The sequence below is a fragment of the Vibrio sp. R10-SG3-ISO3 genome, from assembly GCF_059834225.1.
This window is the reverse complement of record NZ_JCBDHE010000056.1, coordinates 1-19,777: the sequence shown is the minus strand read 5'-3', so window position 1 is coordinate 19,777 and position 19,777 is coordinate 1. Positions and strand designations below refer to the sequence as shown.

General features: G+C 47.7%; 20 protein-coding genes. 13 read left to right on the top strand and 7 right to left on the bottom strand.

Going from position 1 to position 19,777, the window contains the following annotated elements:
* Positions 1-81: 81 nt before the first annotated feature.
* The 3 genes from AC6R1A_RS17035 to AC6R1A_RS17025 all read left to right on the top strand — a co-directional run bounded on the left by AC6R1A_RS17035 (position 82) and on the right by AC6R1A_RS17025 (position 1,302).
* Positions 82-378: a YciI family protein gene (locus tag AC6R1A_RS17035; protein ID WP_500633773.1), complete on the top strand. Its 297-nt coding sequence runs from the start codon at positions 82-84 to the stop codon at positions 376-378.
* A 5-nt stretch (positions 379-383) separates the two neighbouring features.
* Positions 384-782, top strand: coding sequence for a GspS/AspS pilotin family protein (locus AC6R1A_RS17030; protein ID WP_500633814.1), 399 nt, complete (start codon positions 384-386; stop codon positions 780-782).
* A gap of 298 nt (positions 783-1,080) precedes the next feature.
* Entirely contained in the window at positions 1,081-1,302 is a 222-nt protein-coding gene (locus tag AC6R1A_RS17025; protein WP_500633772.1) for a hypothetical protein, read from the top strand.
* Here AC6R1A_RS17025 and AC6R1A_RS17020 read toward each other — a convergent pair.
* Entirely contained in the window at positions 1,294-1,542 is a 249-nt protein-coding gene (locus tag AC6R1A_RS17020; RefSeq protein WP_500628533.1) for a DUF1289 domain-containing protein, read from the bottom strand. The genes AC6R1A_RS17025 and AC6R1A_RS17020 overlap by 9 nt on opposite strands.
* 171 nt (positions 1,543-1,713) lie before the next feature.
* Between AC6R1A_RS17020 and AC6R1A_RS17015 the strand changes: the two genes are divergently transcribed.
* Positions 1,714-2,160 (top strand): META domain-containing protein, encoded by a 447-nt coding sequence (locus AC6R1A_RS17015; protein ID WP_500633771.1) that lies wholly within the window; start codon positions 1,714-1,716, stop codon positions 2,158-2,160.
* Positions 2,161-2,282: 122 nt separating this feature from the next.
* On the opposite strand, the gene AC6R1A_RS17010 is transcribed toward AC6R1A_RS17015, so the two are convergent.
* Positions 2,283-2,870 (bottom strand): TfoX/Sxy family DNA transformation protein, encoded by a 588-nt coding sequence (locus AC6R1A_RS17010; RefSeq protein WP_487901165.1) that lies wholly within the window; start codon positions 2,868-2,870, stop codon positions 2,283-2,285.
* A gap of 374 nt (positions 2,871-3,244) precedes the next feature.
* Here AC6R1A_RS17010 and AC6R1A_RS17005 point away from each other — a divergent pair, with 374 nt between their 5' ends.
* From AC6R1A_RS17005 to AC6R1A_RS16985, 5 genes are all read left to right on the top strand, one after another.
* Positions 3,245-4,165: an HDOD domain-containing protein gene (locus AC6R1A_RS17005; RefSeq protein ID WP_500626146.1), complete on the top strand. Its 921-nt coding sequence runs from the start codon at positions 3,245-3,247 to the stop codon at positions 4,163-4,165.
* A gap of 20 nt (positions 4,166-4,185) precedes the next feature.
* Entirely contained in the window at positions 4,186-5,091 is a 906-nt protein-coding gene (locus tag AC6R1A_RS17000) for a LysO family transporter (RefSeq protein ID WP_500630379.1), read from the top strand.
* Between the two features lie 153 nt (positions 5,092-5,244).
* Positions 5,245-5,757: a hypothetical protein gene (locus tag AC6R1A_RS16995; RefSeq protein ID WP_334552474.1), complete on the top strand. Its 513-nt coding sequence runs from the start codon at positions 5,245-5,247 to the stop codon at positions 5,755-5,757.
* Positions 5,758-5,917: 160 nt separating this feature from the next.
* Entirely contained in the window at positions 5,918-7,564 is a 1,647-nt protein-coding gene (gene panP / locus AC6R1A_RS16990; RefSeq protein ID WP_500633770.1) for a pyridoxal-dependent aspartate 1-decarboxylase PanP, read from the top strand.
* A 282-nt stretch (positions 7,565-7,846) separates the two neighbouring features.
* Positions 7,847-8,701 carry a MurR/RpiR family transcriptional regulator gene (locus tag AC6R1A_RS16985; RefSeq protein WP_334552476.1) on the top strand — a complete coding sequence of 285 codons (855 nt, stop codon included), beginning with the start codon at positions 7,847-7,849 and terminating at the stop codon, positions 8,699-8,701.
* Between the two features lie 52 nt (positions 8,702-8,753).
* Here AC6R1A_RS16985 and AC6R1A_RS16980 read toward each other — a convergent pair whose 3' ends face one another.
* On the bottom strand, positions 8,754-10,004 hold the full coding sequence (locus AC6R1A_RS16980) for an iron-containing alcohol dehydrogenase (protein WP_334552477.1): 1,251 nt from the start codon (positions 10,002-10,004) through the stop codon (positions 8,754-8,756).
* Positions 10,005-10,268: 264 nt separating this feature from the next.
* On the opposite strand from AC6R1A_RS16980, the gene AC6R1A_RS16975 reads away from it, so the two are divergent.
* Entirely contained in the window at positions 10,269-10,535 is a 267-nt protein-coding gene (locus AC6R1A_RS16975; protein ID WP_334552478.1) for a GrxA family glutaredoxin, read from the top strand.
* Between the two features lie 185 nt (positions 10,536-10,720).
* The gene (locus AC6R1A_RS16970; RefSeq protein ID WP_334552479.1) at positions 10,721-12,403 is read left to right on the top strand and encodes an aspartate:alanine antiporter; all 1,683 of its coding nucleotides are present in this window, start codon (positions 10,721-10,723) and stop codon (positions 12,401-12,403) included.
* 91 nt (positions 12,404-12,494) lie between these two features.
* On the opposite strand, the gene AC6R1A_RS16965 is transcribed toward AC6R1A_RS16970, so the two are convergent.
* From AC6R1A_RS16965 to AC6R1A_RS16950, 4 genes are all read right to left on the bottom strand, one after another.
* The gene (locus AC6R1A_RS16965; RefSeq protein ID WP_500633769.1) at positions 12,495-13,172 is read right to left on the bottom strand and encodes an ABC transporter permease; all 678 of its coding nucleotides are present in this window, start codon (positions 13,170-13,172) and stop codon (positions 12,495-12,497) included.
* Between the two features lie 3 nt (positions 13,173-13,175).
* Positions 13,176-13,916 carry an ABC transporter permease gene (locus AC6R1A_RS16960; RefSeq protein WP_334552481.1) on the bottom strand — a complete coding sequence of 247 codons (741 nt, stop codon included), beginning with the start codon at positions 13,914-13,916 and terminating at the stop codon, positions 13,176-13,178.
* A gap of 118 nt (positions 13,917-14,034) precedes the next feature.
* On the bottom strand, positions 14,035-14,805 hold the full coding sequence (locus tag AC6R1A_RS16955) for an ABC transporter substrate-binding protein (RefSeq protein WP_334552482.1): 771 nt from the start codon (positions 14,803-14,805) through the stop codon (positions 14,035-14,037).
* A gap of 77 nt (positions 14,806-14,882) precedes the next feature.
* Complete coding sequence (locus tag AC6R1A_RS16950; protein WP_500626141.1) at positions 14,883-15,653, bottom strand: ABC transporter ATP-binding protein; 771 nt, start codon at positions 15,651-15,653, stop codon at positions 14,883-14,885.
* 780 nt (positions 15,654-16,433) lie between these two features.
* Between AC6R1A_RS16950 and AC6R1A_RS16945 the strand changes: the two genes are divergently transcribed.
* On the top strand, positions 16,434-17,981 hold the full coding sequence (locus AC6R1A_RS16945) for a DUF3360 family protein (RefSeq protein ID WP_500633768.1): 1,548 nt from the start codon (positions 16,434-16,436) through the stop codon (positions 17,979-17,981).
* A gap of 312 nt (positions 17,982-18,293) precedes the next feature.
* The coding region (locus tag AC6R1A_RS16940; RefSeq protein WP_500646209.1) for a pyruvate formate lyase family protein at positions 18,294-19,777 on the top strand (1,484 nt) is incomplete at its 3' end.

The following is a 19,777-nucleotide window of genomic DNA, read 5'->3' as shown; positions in this document are numbered from 1 at the left end:
CAAATTGTTAGTGTCGGCGCGTCGTTTTCGCCACACTTAAGGTACATTAATTCCCTATTCCACACGATAAGGATTTTGACTATGTGGTACGTCATTTTTTCTCAAGACGTTGAAGATTCACTCGAAAAACGCTTAAGTGCCCGTCCTGCGCATTTAGAACGTTTGCAAGCGCTGCAAGACGAAGGCCGACTGTTAACCGCCGGTCCTATGCCTGCCATCGATTCAGAGAACCCAGGCGAAGCTGGCTTTACAGGTTCAACCGTCATCGCCGAATTTGACAGTTTAGAGCAAGCGCAATCCTGGGCGGATGCCGACCCTTACGTTGCCGCTGGGGTCTATCAGTCTGTTATCGTTAAACCCTTTAAGAAAGTGTTTTAGTGGTCATGGCGATCCTGCGCCGCTCGGCGGCTTTGCTCGGGCTAATGGTAATGACGCTCGCGGGCTGTTCATCCAATGCGGAAAAGCAACGTAACCTCGAATTGCTTGCAGAAAACCGCGCGAGCGTGCTCTCTGCCGAACTGCCGATTGAGGCGGGGCCACTCTCCATCTTGCGAGCAAGCGCAAGTGGGACGACGATTGAAATCATGATGGTCTACAATACGGATGCTCGAGGCGCAAAACCCGCTTCACAACTGCTCAACCAAAGTATCAATGTCTACTGCACTAACCCAGACACCAAAGCCAATATGGAAGTCGGACTGAGTTATCGCATCAAGATTCGTAATACTCGCGGTCAGTTAATGATCGATGAATTGATTACGTCGCAGCGTTGCCAATCCTAACAACAACGCCTATCCAACGCCTTGCTTATCGCAAGGCGTTTTTGATTGCCCCTCACCCAAAAGTTGATTGCGTTAAGCAAAATAAATTATGAACTTTTTATTTCAATCACGGAGACTCAAGCGAGAAACAGAAGGCTAACTATTCCCGATGGTTACCTCATGATGTCTCTCTTTTGACCCACTCTAAAACACATTTTTTTTGAGAAATTTCCTCGATTCATCCCTTCGGCGCATTGACGTTTTTTTAACCAGTAACTAATTTTTCATATTAGTGTCATAACCGTGGAGGATCGCCCAAATGAAACGTGCTAGTAACTCGTACCGTCTGCAACTGATTAAAGAAGTCGCAACTCGGCAAGAACGCTTACACAGCGGCGATCCCATGGTGAGCCATATCCAGCACATGTTAGATGCAAAACCCAAAGCCGATGCCTCCCCTGAGACAAATCGACGCTTTATCGGCTGTCATTTTGACGAACATGCTGGTGGTTGGGTGAGTGACCAGTGGGGACTAAAATAACGATTGTTGCGGATCGACAGGAGGCTCAGGTGGTGATGCGTCTGAGCCCTGTTTCTTGATTTTTCGCAGGTAGCGCTGACGGCAGAGCTTGATCACATGCAACTGCTGAGCGGGCGACATCGACAACCAGTTGAAACGTTCCTCACGCTTTCTCATGCACCCCTGACAATAGCCACGTTCGTCCACGGTACACACACCAACGCAAGGACTGGGGACTTGAAAAAACTCTAGCTGCTCCATAGTACGCCTTAATTCACTCTGTCCGCTGCAACTTGGCTTGTTGATCGCAAAGATAGTGAACAACCGCCGCTAAACTATGACTCACTTCTGACATTAACCGCTTGGTTTGCATTATACTTTCGCCAAGCACCGTCGCGTTTTGCGACACGTTTGATTTTTGGAGTTGATATCATGAAGCTTAGTCTAAAAACGCTATTTGCCGCAACCGCACTGCCCTTCGTCGTGACAGCGTGTGCAAGCAGTCAAGACGCCCCTACCCCAATAACAACGCAAGATCTTCAGCACCACAACTGGGAACTGCTCGCTATCGACGGTCAAGCCATCAGCCTTGAAGAAGGTGAATCTACACCGCGTCTTGAAATCGGTGAGAAAATGACAGCGAACGGCCATGCTGGATGTAACAACTTCTTTGGTCAAGGTGAGTTAAAAGACAACCAGTTCCGCATTGAAAAAATGGGGATGACAATGAAGATGTGTGGTGATGACGCCATGCAAGTTGAGCAAGCCTTCTCACAAACACTGTCGGATTGGAGTGAAATGACTCTCACCAACCAAGGACTGGAGTTAAAAGGGGCTGCGCATACGCTCACATTCAAGCTCAATGACTGGAAAAACTGACCGAGTGTCGGTCTAGACATCGTTTGAACAGCAGATACATGAACGCCCCTCCAATTAGGAGGGGCGTTTTGTTTGGCTAATGTCTGAAACTGACTGCTATCCGCTCTTCAAGGCATCATGCGCTAACGGCAACTCTCCAACAGTTGCTGTTTGCGCGGCTCTTGAATGAGTTTCCAATGAATGCCGTCGATAGCGCCAGCAAACTTCCACAGCAGTTTCACATCCACATCGCTGCCGTACGCTTTCTTCACTTTGGCGTAGACCGTCGGCGCGCCGAGCTTGACGAAAGTATCCACATCATCGATGCCGGCTTTTTTCACCATTCGCTCCAACGTCAATTGCATGTTGGGCAAATCACGCAAGCGTTTATTGGTGGGAGACAATCTCAATTTTCTTGCCGCCAGCGCACCGTCGAGTGAACGATGAATTAATCGGTCAAGCTGAGGGTGCTCGCTCTCGAACAATCCAGTGATGTCGTAATAATTGACCGTCGCGGTGGTTTGCTTTTTCACATGAACGTATTTTTCACAGCCCAATGACATGAGACGTTGGTCAAGTGATGAACCACCACGCAAATAGATGGTGTTATCGCTGATCAGCACGAACATGGCGTCATCTTTAAACAGCCCTACGCCGCCAAACATTGCACGCTTATAGTAGTCGCCAAACTTAGCGATATATTGAATGAACAATTGCTCTGTCATATCCATTGATCCTTAATCTAAAAACCCCGATTAGTAGTGATCACCAGATAGCAGCAGAAGAAAGCGAAAAAAGGAGTGTCAATCAAACGTTAGAGCTATATTTGTATTTGTTTGACTCACGACACTTAATCAGATGATAGTTAACGACGCAAAATAAGTCCGTGCCCAGTTCACATTTTTTAAATGTAACTAGGCGCATAATCGGTTTTGGGGTGGTCAAAAGCTATTCAGAGTGAGGGCAACATCGCTTTTTGTGCAAGATCACTGCGCAGCGAAAACAAACCGCGCTCCCAGTTCAATAGAAAAACGCAGTTCAGCAATTGCTAATCCAGACGCATCAACGGTAAACTGTGACGAGCGAACAAAAATAATGACAACGTATGAACCACTTATCTTTCTATTGGCTTCCAGAAAATAAAGAGCTCCTCATTCAAGGGATTGAATCTGAGTTTTCTGAGATGATCGAAAAAGCGATCAAATCGCGCAAAATTGCTCTGCCTCCGATCCCAGACGTTGTGCTCAAAATTCAGAAGCTCTGTACGTCAGACACCACAACGGTACTCAATATCGCCGACGCACTACTCGAAGACCCAGGCCTTGCCGCTGTGGTTATCCGCGTGGCGAACTCTGTGATCTTTAATCGGCGTAACATCACGTGCACCGATATTGTTACCGCCGTGTCACGTTTAGGGATATTTCGCGTTCGCGATATTGTCACTGCACAAGCCATTGAACAACTCAAGCACAACGTCAACCTAAGTAAAAACTGTAAGCGCATGTTGGTCAATAGCGCCGCCAACTCCCGTGAATTAGCCGCGACTATGGTTATGGTCGTTAAAGGCTTTCAGGAATCAGGCGAAAACTACTACGCCCACTTAGAGAGCGACAAAGCACTTCTCGCCGGTTTGCTTGCAGACATTGGCTTGTTCTGCATCGTAAATGAGTACCATCACTACCTTGAGCAAGGCAACTACCTTAACGAGCAGATCGCATTTCAGATTTTCGACAACCAGTGCGCCAATGCCAGTAAATTGGTGCTCGAGACTTGGGGGTTTGACAACGACTTCCTCGAAGTCTCAGCGAATCATAAAATCGCTCAAGTGACTCATGCCGTGAGTTATCTCGATGTAGCGAGAATGGCCAATCATATATTAATGTTCCGCAGGCAAGATGAAAACCTAGATGAACATGTGGTCGAATTTGATATTACCGGCGCAGATATACTGTACAAGTTGACTAATATGAGTGATAGTGAGTTCAATACTCAAATAGGCGAATTGATGAACGCCAGCGGCTTATAAAGTTCAACACAGGAAGTACCATGTTCTCAGGGATGTTATTTATTTTTACCCCACTTTTTGTGGGGTATTTCATTTCTATTTCTAATCCTGCTCGACTGCAAACCATTAATACCACTACGTCCAATCTGATTTACGTCATATTAAGTCTGATGGGGCTGAGCTTAGCAGCGCTGGATAATTTGGGAACCAATCTACAAATTATCCTGAAATTCACTGCGGTCTTTTTTTGTAGCCTGAGCGCCGCTAATCTTTGCGTGTTGCCATTGATCGATAAACTGATGCCACTAAAAACAGACAGCGCATCGCATAAAGTGCCGCTGCTGCAAATGGCGCTCGAATCCGCAAAATTGATCCTTGTAGTGGGGGGTGGACTATTAGTTGGATTAGTGGTGTCGATGGATCTCAGCTGGGTGGATACCGCAAGCGAGTGGATCCTCTTTTTGCTGCTGTTTTTTATTGGCATTCAACTGCGCAATAGCGGCTTGACCCTGCGCCAAATCCTGTTGAACAAGCACGGCATGTTGATCGCTTGTGCCATCATCTCCAGCTCTATGGTGGGCGGTCTGATTGCCGCTTGGATTCTCGAGATTGATTGGTATCGAGGTCTCGCTATGGCGTCCGGCTTTGGCTGGTACTCTTTAGCCGGCATCTTGATGGGGGACGCCTTTGGCCCTATCTACGGCGGCGCGTCCTTTATGATTGAGTTGCTGCGAGAATTGATTGCATTGGTGCTGATCCCCCTCTTTATTCGTACTAAACCTTGTACGGCAATCGGCTACGCGGGTGCAACGGCGATGGACTTCACCTTGCCAGTCATCCAAACCACCGGCGGCGTGCGCTGCGTGCCTGTAGCGATTGTCAGTGGCTTTATTCTTAGCCTATTAGTCCCGGTCATGATGCTGTTCTTTGTCTCACTTGCAGGTTAGATCGCAGGAATGCCAGAAACAATCCACTATATTGTCCCTTTGCTTCGTCCATCCGAGTGAAGGAAACCCGTTCGGCACCTAATGATGACGATGCCGAGATGAAAGGCCAATCAAAGAAGTTGGCCCAAAGAATACGTCTTTAAAGGAATGCTTATGAAACGCACCATTGTCGCCCTCGCACTCGCTGCTACCTCCCATTTCGCGTTGGCAGCAGACAACGCTTGCCTAGAAAAAAAATACGACGCTTATATCGATGCGTCTTTGCATTGGTATGAAGATTTGTCTCAGCTTACCTCAGAGCAATACCCAGAGTTGACCGAAGTCAGTGAGTGGTTCCTACAAGGGCGCCAGCATCACTTTGAGCTTAATCGCGCTGCGGTGAAATACTATCTAGAGCATGACGCCTCAAAAGTGGCGACTGCGCAGCCAGTAGAAGCGTGGTTGCAGCTTGATCAAAAAGACATCAAGGTACTGACCTCGCGCAGTGACGAGCTAGGCCAATTAGCGAGCGTGACGTTTAATGATCGCCAAGCCAAGCCGCACGAGAAAAACTACGAGCTACGCTCTGCGTTTGCCGATTTACTGAGCCACCCAACCAAAATTGATGCAGCGCTCAAGCGCTACAATCAATCGATTCAAGCGCTTGAATCGATTGATTGTCAGTAAACCGAATCTCGTCTGTACTCACTCGTTAACATTCACGCTATTACCGGCATCTGTGACTGAGTGATGCAAACTGAGATCCATCAATTAAAACGGGACTTTGTGCCCGTTTTCGTTTAGATTGTCGCGCTTGCAACAAAAAATATTAGAGCAATGTAGCTGTATGGTATCGGAACACAAAACGGCAGATGTGAGTTTCGAAAGCTTACTTCGAATCTTTACAGTACCTGAAGGGCCAGACTCAACACTCACCAAGATAGAAGAGGAACTATCGCGAAACTTGAACAAGTTTTTGCGAGAGCACATCGTTGCGGAAGAAAAACCTCTACTCGACATAGAGAAAGACTTCTCCAACGCCTCTATCCCAGAGCAACCTGAGTTTGTCTCAGACCACACACAGCATTTGCTCGACACGCTCGTCTCTCAATCTGTTCATACATCAGCACCGAGCTTTATTGGTCATATGACCTCTGCTCTGCCCTATTTCCTGATGCCACTCTCCAAGATCATGATTGCACTCAATCAGAACTTGGTCAAAATCGAGACGTCCAAAGCATTTACGCCCCTTGAGAGGCAAGTGCTCGGCATGCTCCATCGCCTGATTTACCATCGCAGTGACGACTTTTATGCGACTTGGATGCACAGCGCAAACCACTCTCTAGGTGCGTTTTGCTCGGGCGGCACCGTCGCGAACATCACCGCGCTGTGGGTGGCGAGAAACAATGCGCTACGCCCTGACGGTGCCTTCACTGGCGTCGAAAAAGAAGGCCTATTTAAAGCCATGAAGCACTATGGCTATGAAGGGCTCGCAATTTTGGTTTCTGAACGAGGCCACTACTCGTTGAAAAAAGCGGCGGATGTCCTCGGGATTGGTCAAGATGGTTTGGTCTCGGTGAAGACTGGGCCGGATAACAAGATCTGCCCACAAGATTTGAAACATCAAATTGCTGAGCTCAAAGCTAAACGCATCAAGCCATTTGCCGTTGTCGGCGTTGCAGGCACCACAGAAACGGGCAATATCGATCCTCTACGTGAAGTGGCGCTGATCTGCCAAGAAGAAGGCTGTCATTTCCATGTCGATGCCGCTTGGGGCGGTGCAACATTGATGTCGAACAACCATCGTAACCTACTCGATGGTATTGAGTTGGCCGACTCAGTCACCATAGATGCACATAAACAGCTCTACATTCCAATGGGCGCGGGCATGGTGCTGTTTAAGCAGCCAGATGCGATGAAATCCATCGAGCACCACGCACAGTACATACTGCGCAAGGGCTCCAAAGATCTCGGTAGCCATACATTAGAAGGTTCACGCTCAGGTATGGCCATGCTCGTTTATGCGGCTATGCATATTATCAGCCGTCCCGGTTATGAACTGCTGATCGATCAAAGCATCGAGAAAGCGAAATTCTTTGCGGACTTAATTCAGCAGCAACGTGATTTCGAATTAGTCTCTGAACCTGAGCTGTGCTTACTCACCTACCGTTATCTACCTGAGAAGGTGCGCGCGGCGCTAGAACAAGCCAATGACGCTCAAACCCATGAGCTGAATAATTTGCTTAACGAGCTCACTAAGTTTATCCAGAAGCGCCAGCGTGAAACCGGCAAATCCTTCGTTTCACGAACACGACTCAATCCTGAGCGTTGGAATCGTGAGCACACCATCGTATTTCGTGTGGTTCTGGCGAACCCGCTCACGCATTGTGATATTCTGAAATCCGTGTTGGAAGAGCAGCGTCATATCGCAACACAAGCGCCAAACTTAATGGCGCAAATCGATGCCCTTGCCGAAAACATTCTCACCAGATGAAATTTTCTTTCTGAAAAGCTGTAATTCATTTATCAACACCCGATCGAAAATGCGATTTTTGGTCGGGGTTTAAGCGTATTTCCGTAGTTTAAACAAAATTTAGTTTGAGGCTTGTCATATTCTCATCATTTGTATGACGGAAACACTGCCTTAAACGTTCGGCTTAGGTTTATACTGAGCTTATGGCGCTGGATTGTCATTACCTTTAGCGAACAAGTTGTTCTCTACACTACGAAAATCAGGTATATCCAGTTAGATGTTCTACATACCCTCGTGAACACTATGAACACATTAGAAAAAATTCAGAAGAACCTGGAAAATTTTAGCAAGTCTGAACGCAAAGTCGCCGAAGTCATCATGGCTTCCCCTCAGACAGCGATTCATTCCAGCATCGCGACGTTGGCCAAAATGGCCGATGTCAGTGAGCCGACCGTCAACCGCTTCTGCCGCCGCCTGGACACCAAAGGTTTCCCCGACTTTAAACTGCACTTGGCTCAGAGCCTTGCGAACGGTACACCTTATGTCAATCGCAACGTCGAAGAAGACGACGGCCCAGATGCCTACACGCACAAAATTTTTGAGTCCACGATGGCCTGTTTGGATGTCGCTAAAAACAGCCTTGACGCTATGCAGGTCAATCGTGCCGTCGACCTTCTGACACAAGCGAAGCGCATCTCTTTCTTTGGTTTAGGGGCATCGTCTGCTGTGGCGAAAGATGCTCAAAACAAATTCATCCGTTTCAACATCCCGATCACCTGCTTTGAAGATATCGTGATGCAACGCATGAGCTGCATCAACTGTACAGACAACGACGTCATCGTGTTGATTTCACACACTGGCCGTACAAAAAGTCAGGTAGAGATCGCCAACCTAGCGCGCGAAAACGGTGCGACGGTCATCGCGATTACCGCGAAAGACTCCCCGCTTGATAAAGCCAGCTCACTCTCTATCACGCTCGACATCCCTGAAGACACCGACGTGTACATGCCAATGGCTAGCCGCGTGGTTCAAATGACTGTGATTGACGTCCTTGCGACTGGCTTTACGTTGCGCCGCGGTACCGGATTTAGAGAAAACCTACGTCGCGTCAAAGACGTATTGAAAGACTCTCGCTACGACAAGCTTTCTCAGTTCTAGAGATCTTCCACTGGCAAGAATCCATAACGGCGCTCAATGAGCGCCGTTATTATTAGGATTTTTGTAGCCGCGATGGTTCTATATCATGACTGGTAAAGACGATAGAAGCCCGCGCGTCCTCGCCCACCGAACTGTGCTCGGTACACTCACCTTGGCATTGGCACACTTGGCCTAAAATCGCCATCAGTCGCTCTTTGGTCAGTGGTAGCGGATTGCCTTTGATTGACGTTGATTTCAGCGCATCCGCCGCGACCACATCAAACGCTGTCGAGCAAACCCCAAATTGACTCAACTCTGGGATGTTCAATTTTTCGAGCATCATATTGACCCATAAGATCGCGTCTTCTCGATGCGCATTCACTCGCCCCGTCAGCAATTGCGCGACTTTGGTGAACCTTTCGAGTACGTCTGTACGCTGGGATTCCATCGCGGCTTGAATGTTTTCCGCCATCACATAAGGAGCCAAGCGCGCGGTTATCACGCTGTGTGGCGCATCCAGTTTGCCTCCAAGCGCTGACGCCAATCCGTGCGCTGCACCGAGCTTGGCATTGGTACTGGCCATACCGCCGAGCATCGCGGCAAACGAGATGTCGGCTCGCGCTTTATGGTCGTCCTCCAAACACGCCGGCAGCACAGAGTGGCTCAACCGTCTTAACCCCTCTTCACAGATCATATCGGTGAGCGGGTTAGGCATGCCACACACATAGGCTTCCATCAGATGCGTGAACGCATCCATTGCACCTCGCCCAGAGCGGTAAGGGTCCATCCCATAGGTTAAAGTCGGATCGACAATCGCGACATCCGCCAGCATATCGGGGCTGCGTAGACTCACTTTCACTTGTTCTTGACCTGAGCGCAGTACGGCATTACGCGTCACTTCAGAGCCGGTACTCGCTGTGGTTGGGATCGCAATAAAAGGTAAAGGCTTGGTTTTGAGCGGAACGTTTCGGCCCACCACCTCGACATAATCATACACATCGCCTTGATTTGGAATCACCGCCGCCAGCGCTTTGCCGACATCAATCACACTGCCACCGCCCATCGCCACCACCAAATCAGGTTTAAAACGGCGGCCGACCGTCGCGGTTTCTTCAATCATGGTGATGTTGGGTTCGCCGCTCACGGCAACGTGTTGGTAGCGAAGTTTTTGACTTTTGAGGTGATGCAGTAGCGGCCCGCACCGATTGAGGTTTTTACCGGTGACCAGAAGCACGCTGTAGCCAAACTGGTTGATAAGCGAAAGCGACGACTCAAACGCCCCTTCACCAAACACGATCCGTGTTGAAGTCATAAACTGAAACATTGGCCGACTCCTTGATTCATTCCATTACTGGATACAGAGTGCACCGTCTCCCCAGAAATAACGTTGAGCTAGTGCAAACTTGCTTATTTAACCTTAAATTAATCATGGTTTTCTCGATAAAGACCACACCTTGTACGTCGCAAAAAAGTAAAATGTTTAAAACACAATCAATAGGTCTGCCCTATTAACCCAAGAGGTAAATGCCACTTTATTTCCTATAACGATTCGGGCATAGTGGCACTATTAAAATCAAAGGAGAAAGATATGTTCGTCGTTATTTTTGGTCGCCCAGCTTGCCCATACTGTGTTCGTGCAAAAGAACACGCAGAAACGCTAAAAGCAAAGCGTGACGACTTCAACTACCGCTACGTGGATATTCACGCAGAAGGCATTTCCAAAGCTGACCTAGAGAAAACCGTCGGCAAGCCAGTGGAAACTGTGCCACAGATCTTTATCGATCAAGAGCACATCGGTGGTTGCGATGATTTCGAAGCATACGCAAAAGAGCACTTGGGTTTGTTTGACGCTTAAACGTCACCCACTCACACTGTTGTACGAAAACCGCGAATATCGCGGTTTTTTTGTGCGTGCGTTTTACATTACTTTGTCTAATGTCAACGATGAGTAAACTCTCAAAAAATTCACTTATCTTTTTGAAATATTTCGCTACAATTCGCACACTTAACTTACTCCTCGGCAGCGCACAGATATAGCCCGTGAACATTGACGTCGTACTCTTGTTAGAACAAAACCCTATCTTATTGATTTTCGTCGTATTAGCGATCGGTTTAGCGATTGGTAAAATTCGATTTGGCAACTTCCACCTTGGTAACTCGATTGGCGTTTTGATTACCTCTTTGATCATGGGTCATTTAGGTTTCATGTTTAATGCTGACGCACTGACCATCGGCTTTATGTTGTTTATCTACTGTGTAGGTATTGAGGCAGGCCCCAATTTCTTCGGCATATTCTTTCGCGACGGCAAGCACTACTTCATCTTAAGTATGGTGGTGTTGTCAGCCGCGCTCAGTATTACCTATTTTGCTAGCCACTATATGGGCCTCAACTATGGCTTGGCCGCCGGCATGATGGCAGGTGCGCTAACCTCAACACCCGTATTGGTCGGTGCGCAAGATGCGCTCAATTCAGGATTGGCGGAATTACCCAAGAATATGGATTTCGCCTTGGTGCTAGAAAACCTCTCCGTCGGTTATGCGATGGCCTATTTGATTGGCCTTATCAGCATGATCTTCTTTGCCAAGCTACTGCCGAAGCTGCAAAAACAGAATCTGTCTGACTCTGCTCAGCAAATCGCACAAGAGCGCGGATTGGGCGGTTCTGGGCAACGAAAAGTGTACCTGCCGATTATTCGCGCCTACCGAGTCGGCCCGGAGCTGATTGATTGGACCGATGGCAAGAACTTGCGTGAGTTGGGTATCTATCGCCAAACGGGTTGTTACATCGAGCGCATTCGTCGCAATGGCATCCTTGCCCACCCTGATGGGGATGCGATTCTGCAAGAGGGCGATGAGATTGCACTGGTTGGCTTTCCCGATAGTCACGCACGTCTTGATCCTAGTTTCCGCCATGGTAAAGAAGTGTTTGATCGTAACTTGCTCGATCTGCGCATCGTTGAAGAAGAGATCGTAGTCAAAAGCGATGCGATTGCGGGGAAGCGTCTCTCTGACCTCAATCTTTCTGAGTATGGCTGTTTCCTAAACCGAGTGGTTCGCGCTCAAATTGAGATGCCGATGGATTTGGATATTGTGCTTGCTAAAGGTGACATTATCCAAGTCAGTGGTGAGCGCAGCCGCGTCCAAGGGCTGGCGGAAAAAATCGGCTTTATCTCTATTCATAGCCAAATGGCGGATTTGCTCGCGTTTTGTAGCTTCTTCATTCTTGGCATTATGTTTGGTTTGGTCACCATGACCTTTGGCCAAGTGTCGTTCGGCTTGGGGAATGCCGTTGGCTTGCTGCTTTCGGGGATCACTCTCGGCTTTTTGCGTGCCAACCACCCAACGTTTGGCTACGTTCCGCAAGGCGCACTCAACATGGTCAAAGACTTGGGACTGATGATCTTTATGGTGGGGATTGGCCTCAGTGCCGGTAGCAAAATGTTTGATCACCTCACGCAAGTGGGTCCTCAAGTGCTCGGTTTGGCGTTTTTAGTCAGCGTAGTGCCGGTGGCTTTGGCGTATCTGGTTGGCGCCTATATCTTGAAAATGAACCGTGCGCTGCTGTTTGGCGCCATCATCGGCGCGCGTACCTGTGCGCCAGCGATGGACATCGTGAATGACTACGCCAAATCAACTATCCCTGCACTGGGCTACGCAGGTACCTACGCCATCGCCAATATCTTGATGACGCTGGCCGGCACGGTGCTTATCATTTTGTCTTAGTACCCAGAGTTCGATTTTGCGTTGATTCGATTTTGCGTTGAATACAAAAATGGCTTCCAGATGGAAGCCATTTTTTCATTTACAAGATAGGTTAACTCAGCGGTCTCAGGTACGCTAAGAAACGTTTTTCTGCCATTTTGAAAACCCAAAGAATCACGAAGGTCAGTGCCATGTAGAACAGGCCAGCCGTGAGGAAGGATTCAAACGGCGCGTAGTAGCGAGAATTCACCAGACGCGCAGCGCCCGTCAAATCTAAGATGGTGACAATACCGGCCACAGCGCTTCCATGCAGCATAAAGATCACTTCGTTACTGTAGGCTGGCAGAGCTCGGCGCAATGCGCTCGGCAGAATGATACGACGGTAAGTCAAAAAGGTGCCCATACCATACGCTTTAGCCGCTTCCACCTCGCCTTTCGGCAGCCCGTTGATTGCACCGCGAATGATTTCAGCGGTGTACGCCGAAGTATTGAGCACAAAGGCAACCAACGCACAAAACCAAGCATTTTCCCATAGAGTATCTTTCACTGGGAAAAACTGATCCATACCGTAATAAATTAGGTAGAGCTGAACCAACAGCGGCGTGCCACGGAAGAAATAAATAAACGCCCAACTTGGCCCGACCAACCAATAATGTTGGCTATTTCGCGCAATACCCAGCGGGATAGCGACACACAAACCAATAACGAGAGCGAGTCCCACCAACCACGTTGTCGTCCACAAACCATCTAGGTAGATAGGCAAGCTATCAATAATCAATGAAAAATCCATGCCCTACCTCGTATGAATACTGAATTTGCGCTCGACGACTTTAAGTAGCCCAGTCGACACACTGGTGAAAAAGAGAAAAATCACCGCGACCGCCATGTAAAAAGTGAACGGCATTTTGGTTGAGCCTGCGGCGAGCGAGCTCACGCGCACCATATCTTCCAGGCCGATAATAGAAACCAAGGCTGTGGTTTTAAGCAATACCAGCCAGTTGTTACCAAAGCCCGGTAAAGCGTGGCGTATCATCTGAGGGAGTAAGATCCGGCGAAAGGCGAGCACCGAGCTCATGCCGTATGCTTTTGCCGCTTCCATCTCGCCCTTATCTACCGCCATGATGGCGCCACGAAATGTCTCCGCCATGTAAGCACCGAAGATGAAGCCTATGGTCATCACGCCAGCGATAAACGGGCTAACGTCGATGTAATCAGGTAAATAAGACGTCCACTCGTGGTTTGGATCACTCGCGGCAAACCAACCATTCAAGGTTTCGTTGATCGAGTAGAGACTGTTGTTTAATAGAATCTGTCCGCCGAAGAAAATCAGCATCATTAAGACTAAATCGGGAATACCACGGATAACCGTTGTATAGAGAGTGGCGATAGCTCTTGCCCAGCGATAAGGGGCGAGTTTCGCCAAAGCACCCAGCATGCCTAAAATCATGGCAAGAAGCAGTGACAATAAGGCGACCTCGATGGTCACCACGGCCCCTTTCAATATAGAGGCTTCGTATCCTTGTAAATCCAGCATAGGTGAGTTCCTGATCCCTAAACTCAATTTCCTACATCAATAGAATCATTGAGCTGGCTATAGAAAGAGATCGACCGCTGGCTACATCAAGGAACGAGCACCAGCGGTCGAAGGAGAATTACTGACCGTAAACGTCGTAGTTAAAGTACTTAGCCGCAATCTCTTGGTACACACCTTTCTCACGTAGAGACAGGATAGCTGCGTCGAGTTTTTGCGTTAGATCTTTATCTTGTTTACGAACGGCAATGCCCATGCCGTCACCAAACCATTTTGGATCAGTCAAAGAAGGACCAACGAATTCGTAGCCTTCGCCACCCGCTTTATTCAGAACGCCTTCTTCCAATGCTGAAGCATCACCTAGTACTGCAACGATACGGCCGTTGGCAAGATCAAGGTACGCTTCATCAAATGAACCGTAACGCACGATTTCGACTTGGTCACCGTAGTTGTCTGTCAGGTACTTGTCGTGCGTTGTTGCACGCTGAACACCGATTTTAGCGCCGCTTAGGCTATCGAAATCAAGACCTGCGCCTTTCTTAGCGATAAATTTGTTTGGGATTTGTGCGTATTTGCCAGTGAAGTCCACTTTCTTTTTACGCTCTTCTGTAATCGACATCGCAGCGATGATCGCATCGTATTTACGTGCTAGCAGAGATGGGATAATGCCGTCCCAGTCTTGCGGTACGATCTTACACTCAACTTTCATCTCTTCACACAGCGCGTTGGCCATATCAACGTCGAAGCCTTTGAGAGAACCATCAGATTCTGTCCAGCTAAACGGAGGATAGGCACCCTCAATACCAAAACGAACGGTTTTCCATTCTTTTGCCTGAGCCACACCAGTTGCTGCTGTCGCAGCCAATGCTGCAACGACTAACCACTTTTTCATTTCCATACTCCTGTGATTTTGTATGTTGTGTTTATTGTTGTGTCCTTATAATAAAGACTGTTTTGATTAAAGAAGCCTTAATAGATAGACGAGATAAACTGCTTTAGACGTTTTGAGTCTGGGTTGGTAAACAGTTTAGCTGGGTCTCCTTGTTCTTCCACCAATCCTTGATGCAAAAACATGACATGATTTGATACATCGCGAGCAAACGCCATTTCGTGAGTAACAACTAACATGGTGCGCCCTTCTTCTGCCAAATCTCTCATAACCCCGAGAACTTCACCAACAAGCTCGGGATCGAGTGCTGACGTCGGTTCGTCAAATAGCATCACTTCCGGATCAACGGCCAATGCACGGGCAATCGCCGCACGTTGCTGCTGGCCGCCAGATAAGTGACCTGGGTAATAGTCCTTTCGCTCGTAAAGACCCACTTTCTTTAGCAGCATTTCTGCGTTTTCAATCGCTTGAGCTTTAGGGACACCAAGGACGTGCACTGGCGCTTCAATTACGTTTTCCAGTACCGTCATATGAGACCACAGATTGAACCCTTGGAAGACCATGGCGAGACGAGATCGAATACGTTGCACTTGCTTTTCGTTGGCGGGAACGGCTTCCCCCTGACGATTGTGCTTCATCTGAATCAGTTCACCATTTACCCATATCTCGCCAGCGGTAGGCGTTTCTAACAGGTTGATACAACGTAGGAAGGTACTCTTTCCTGAACCGGAAGAGCCAATGATGGAAATCACATCCCCTTTGTGTGCCTCAAGCGAAATGCCTTTTAGGACCTCATTTTGTCCAAATGTTTTGTGCAGTTCTTTAATATCCAGCGCGGGTACATCTTTCATGCGCGCAAACTCCCTGTATTCTTTTTCTTGTCCGAATGACGATTCCGAGTCGGCGCTCGCGCAGCTATGGCTCATCTGTGTTGATAAAAACCATTCAGCGGCGAAATTGAGAACGACACTTGCCTCTGTGAAAGCAAAAACTGTGCCCCCTAAACGAAAACGTTCACGTCAATCCGGTTGACTGCTCGGGCTATGGCCCACATTCGCTACAAACTAGCACTAGTCCGGACAACATGCAACAAATTATTAACCTGACATTGTGGGATATTAAGTTACAAAATATGACTTTTTATTCAACTTTTAGATTATTCACCTTGTTTATACGCATAAATGAAATATCTCGCCATCACTATATCCAACCCGACCCTTTAACAATTTTATAAAAAGAAGATCCACTTCAAGTAATTGATAATTTTATCTGAAACATACACGACGCAAATGGTTGTATATCTAGTAAAAATAGCAATGTGAAATTAATTTTCAGGCGTATGAACAGTAACTTACGTGCATATGCGGCGTTGTGTAGTTTTCTTTCACATTCTTTCTTAAAGTGATCTAAATCAATCACTCTAAGGGGTTAGCACGTTAAACTCGCCTCATCCATAAAAGCCTAATTTGACTGACTTACTGCCTTTTCTTTTGTCTATGCTTAGGCACATAATGTTCGAGCTACAAGGTAAGAGCAGCGCAGCAAGCCAAATTGCAAGATTATGAGCTATCGACAATCATCACTATCGAGTAGCTTTTGGAATTATCAACATTTTGAAATATGAGGAATCTATGTCAGACGCAGTGAACAAACCGCACTCTGATTCGGATATCGAAAACAAGAGCTACCAGGAGCTGCACCGCCCTGCCTCTGAGTTTGCAACCCGTTCAGATTATCTAGACCACGAGCTTCAAATTATGAAGCCTCGTCGTTTTGGTCTTAACCTTCCGGGTCGCGACTTCCGTTTCGAGCTGGAAGACTTAGTCCCTGCACTTGCAGGTACCATTGGCATTATTGCAATGTACTCAGCGGTAATGATGTCTTGGGCAGACGGCCTATCCGCCGCATGGGAGCACGTGAACCTAGGTAAAGAGTTCGCCATCGAAGTGGCTCGTGTGGAAATGCTCATCCCAGCCCTACTGTTCTGTATTATTTCATCCGGCTTCTTAAACCCACGAGCGAACCTTGCGGGTAACCACGGTCCGATGATTCCATTGATCGGTTCGATTGCCCTTGCCGGTGCTCACCCTCTTGCACTTGCGATTCTTTTAGGTGTATTCGGCTTGCTACTCAGCTACTTTAAAGGTGGCTCCAAGCTCGTCAACCTCACCTCAGAAGGCACCGCCGGCGGCTTGCTTATCTTCTTGGGCTTTACCGGTACCATGAGCCAGATCGGTTCCATTCAGTCGTGGGCAACAGGGCTCCAATCTGCTGATGTTGCGGCAGGTAGCATGGGCTATGTGGGTCTGATTGTATTGGGTATCACCATCGGTATTTACGCTTTCCTAGCAAAAATCAACATGCGCTGGTTGGCGATTCCCGTGTGTGCCTTTACCGGGCTTTTGATTGCTCTAGGTCTGGGCGCGGGCTTCGACTTAACCTTTGAAACCGAGATGGGTCTGCCAAACCTTAACCCTGTTTACTGGTGGGGCAGCACTGAGCAAGGTTGGATGCTAGGTCTACCAAATCTTGAACACTTTATCGCGTCTCTGCCTTTTGCGATTTTGGCTGTCGCGATGTGGTCGCCTGACTTCCTTGGTCACCGTATCTTCCAAGAGCTGAACTACCCTCGTAAGACAGAAAAAGTCTTAATGGATGTGGACGACACCATGACCATGTGTTCAGTCCGCCAGATGGTCGGTACTGCCGTTGGTGGTGGTAACATTACCTCTTCTTGGGGTACCTACATGATCCCAGCAGCGATCGCTAAGCGTCCTATCCCAGGGGGTGCCATCTTGCTTGGATCACTGTGTATCATCGTTGCGATTCTTGGTTTCCCAATGGACGTCGCGGTGTGGCCACCGGTGATGCGTGTTGCACTATTAGTGGGCGTATTCTTGCCACTTCTTGAAGCAGGCATGCAGATGGTTAAAGACACTAAAGATTCACAAGCAGCCGGTATCTGTATCTTCGCGTCTGTTGTCGCTAACCCTGTGTTGGCATGGGCACTGACTATGTTCCTAGATAACAACGGTCTCATTGGTGATAAAGAGCGTGCGTCTCGTTTGTCGTTCGCAGACAAAATTATTATCCCAGTAGGCGTGTTTGTTATCTGTCTTGTTGCTATGCTAGCAGTAGGTATGTTGGAAGCTCAGTACGGAATTCCAGCCTGGCTATAAAGATTCAACATTTGTGTGGGTGGCTTAAAAAGCCACCCCATTTTTATCAACTTTTTTTAGCATTTATTGATTTAGTTTAAGGTTTGTAAGATTTTTTTAAGTTAACCTTGAAACTACAGTAAGAAATAACCATATTACTTTTAGTGACAATAGTTATAGTTTTCCTGTCCTTTGCGTTCCTTTGGTTTAAGACTATACCTATTGTTATTCATTAGAGTGTACTGCCTCAGTAATGAGGATGCTGAAAGGTCAACACGTTGACTATTAATTCAGAACAGTACGTGTTTTTACTACTAAAAAGGTAGGTATGTCATGGCAGAGCAATTTGCTAAAGCTTGGGAAGGTTTTGCAGCGGGTGACTGGCAAAACGAAGTAAACGTTCGTGATTTCATTCAGAAAAACTATGCCCCATACGAAGGCGACGAATCTTTCCTAGTTTCTGAAGGTACTGAAGCGACAAACAAGCTTTGGGCTAAAGTAATGGAAGGTATCAAGATCGAAAACTCAACGCACGCTCCTGTTGATTTCGATACTGACGTTATCTCTACCATCACTGCTCACGACGCAGGCTACATCGAAAAAGATCTTGAAACTATCGTTGGTCTTCAAACTGACGCTCCTCTTAAGCGCGCTATCATCCCTAACGGTGGTATCCGCATGGTTGAAGGTTCTTGTAAAGTTTACGGTCGTGAACTCGATCCAGCAATCTCAAAAATCTACACTGAATACCGTAAAACACACAACGCAGGTGTTTTCGATATCTACACGCCTGACATCCTAAAATGTCGTAAATCAGGTGTTCTGACTGGTCTTCCTGACGCATACGGCCGTGGTCGTATCATCGGTGACTACCGTCGCGTTGCGCTATACGGTATCGACTTCCTAATGAAAGACAAGCTAGCTCAATTTGCTTCTCTACAAGAGAAGTTCGAGAATGGCGAAGATCTTCAAATGACAATGCAGCTTCGCGAAGAGATCGCAGAGCAACACCGTGCACTTGGCCAAATGAAAGAAATGGCTGCTAAGTACGGTTACGATATCTCTCGCCCAGCAGAAACTGCACAAGAAGCGGTACAGTGGACTTACTTCGGCTACCTAGCAGCGGTTAAGTCTCAAAACGGCGCAGCGATGTCTCTAGGTCGTACTTCGACGTTCCTAGACATCTTCATTGAGCGTGATATTGCTGCAGGTAAGATCACTGAAGAACAAGCTCAGGAAATGATCGACCACTTCGTAATGAAACTACGTATGGTTCGTTTCCTACGTACTCCTGAGTACGATGACCTATTCTCTGGCGACCCAATCTGGGCAACAGAATCTATGGGTGGTATGGGTCTTGACGGCCGTACGCTAGTAACACGTACGAACTTCCGTTTCCTTAACTCTCTATACACTATGGGTCCTTCTCCAGAGCCAAACATCACGGTTCTTTGGTCTGAGCAGCTACCTGAAGGCTTCAAGAAGTTCTGTGCGAAAGTGTCTATCGATACCTCTTCAATCCAGTACGAAAACGACGACCTAATGCGTCCAGACATGGAATCAGATGACTACGCAATCGCATGTTGTGTATCTCCAATGGTTGTTGGTAAGCAAATGCAGTTCTTCGGCGCTCGTGCAAACCTTGCAAAAACCATGCTTTACGCAATCAACGGTGGTGTTGATGAGAAGCTGAAAATGCAAGTTGGTCCAGTCATGCCGAAGATCACTTCAGAAGTCCTAAGCTTCGACGAAGTGTGGAACAGCCTAGACCACTTCATGGATTGGCTAGCTAAGCAGTATGTAGCTGCACTAAACGC

Excerpts from the sequence above, each read along its gene's own strand:
- AC6R1A_RS17035 (WP_500633773.1), top strand. The coding sequence starts at position 82 with ATGTGGTACGTCATTTTTTCTCAAGACGTTGAAGATTCACTCGAAAAA.
- AC6R1A_RS17030 (WP_500633814.1), top strand. The coding sequence starts at position 384 with ATGGCGATCCTGCGCCGCTCGGCGGCTTTGCTCGGGCTAATGGTAATG.
- AC6R1A_RS17025 (WP_500633772.1), top strand. The coding sequence starts at position 1,081 with ATGAAACGTGCTAGTAACTCGTACCGTCTGCAACTGATTAAAGAAGTC.
- AC6R1A_RS17020 (WP_500628533.1), bottom strand. The coding sequence starts at position 1,542 with ATGGAGCAGCTAGAGTTTTTTCAAGTCCCCAGTCCTTGCGTTGGTGTG.
- AC6R1A_RS17015 (WP_500633771.1), top strand. The coding sequence starts at position 1,714 with ATGAAGCTTAGTCTAAAAACGCTATTTGCCGCAACCGCACTGCCCTTC.
- AC6R1A_RS17010 (WP_487901165.1), bottom strand. The coding sequence starts at position 2,870 with ATGGATATGACAGAGCAATTGTTCATTCAATATATCGCTAAGTTTGGC.
- AC6R1A_RS17005 (WP_500626146.1), top strand. The coding sequence starts at position 3,245 with ATGAACCACTTATCTTTCTATTGGCTTCCAGAAAATAAAGAGCTCCTC.
- AC6R1A_RS17000 (WP_500630379.1), top strand. The coding sequence starts at position 4,186 with ATGTTCTCAGGGATGTTATTTATTTTTACCCCACTTTTTGTGGGGTAT.
- AC6R1A_RS16995 (WP_334552474.1), top strand. The coding sequence starts at position 5,245 with ATGAAACGCACCATTGTCGCCCTCGCACTCGCTGCTACCTCCCATTTC.
- panP (WP_500633770.1), top strand. The coding sequence starts at position 5,918 with ATGGTATCGGAACACAAAACGGCAGATGTGAGTTTCGAAAGCTTACTT.
- AC6R1A_RS16985 (WP_334552476.1), top strand. The coding sequence starts at position 7,847 with ATGAACACATTAGAAAAAATTCAGAAGAACCTGGAAAATTTTAGCAAG.
- AC6R1A_RS16980 (WP_334552477.1), bottom strand. The coding sequence starts at position 10,004 with ATGTTTCAGTTTATGACTTCAACACGGATCGTGTTTGGTGAAGGGGCG.
- AC6R1A_RS16975 (WP_334552478.1), top strand. The coding sequence starts at position 10,269 with ATGTTCGTCGTTATTTTTGGTCGCCCAGCTTGCCCATACTGTGTTCGT.
- AC6R1A_RS16965 (WP_500633769.1), bottom strand. The coding sequence starts at position 13,172 with ATGGATTTTTCATTGATTATTGATAGCTTGCCTATCTACCTAGATGGT.
- AC6R1A_RS16960 (WP_334552481.1), bottom strand. The coding sequence starts at position 13,916 with ATGCTGGATTTACAAGGATACGAAGCCTCTATATTGAAAGGGGCCGTG.
- AC6R1A_RS16955 (WP_334552482.1), bottom strand. The coding sequence starts at position 14,805 with ATGAAAAAGTGGTTAGTCGTTGCAGCATTGGCTGCGACAGCAGCAACT.
- AC6R1A_RS16950 (WP_500626141.1), bottom strand. The coding sequence starts at position 15,653 with ATGAAAGATGTACCCGCGCTGGATATTAAAGAACTGCACAAAACATTT.
- AC6R1A_RS16945 (WP_500633768.1), top strand. The coding sequence starts at position 16,434 with ATGTCAGACGCAGTGAACAAACCGCACTCTGATTCGGATATCGAAAAC.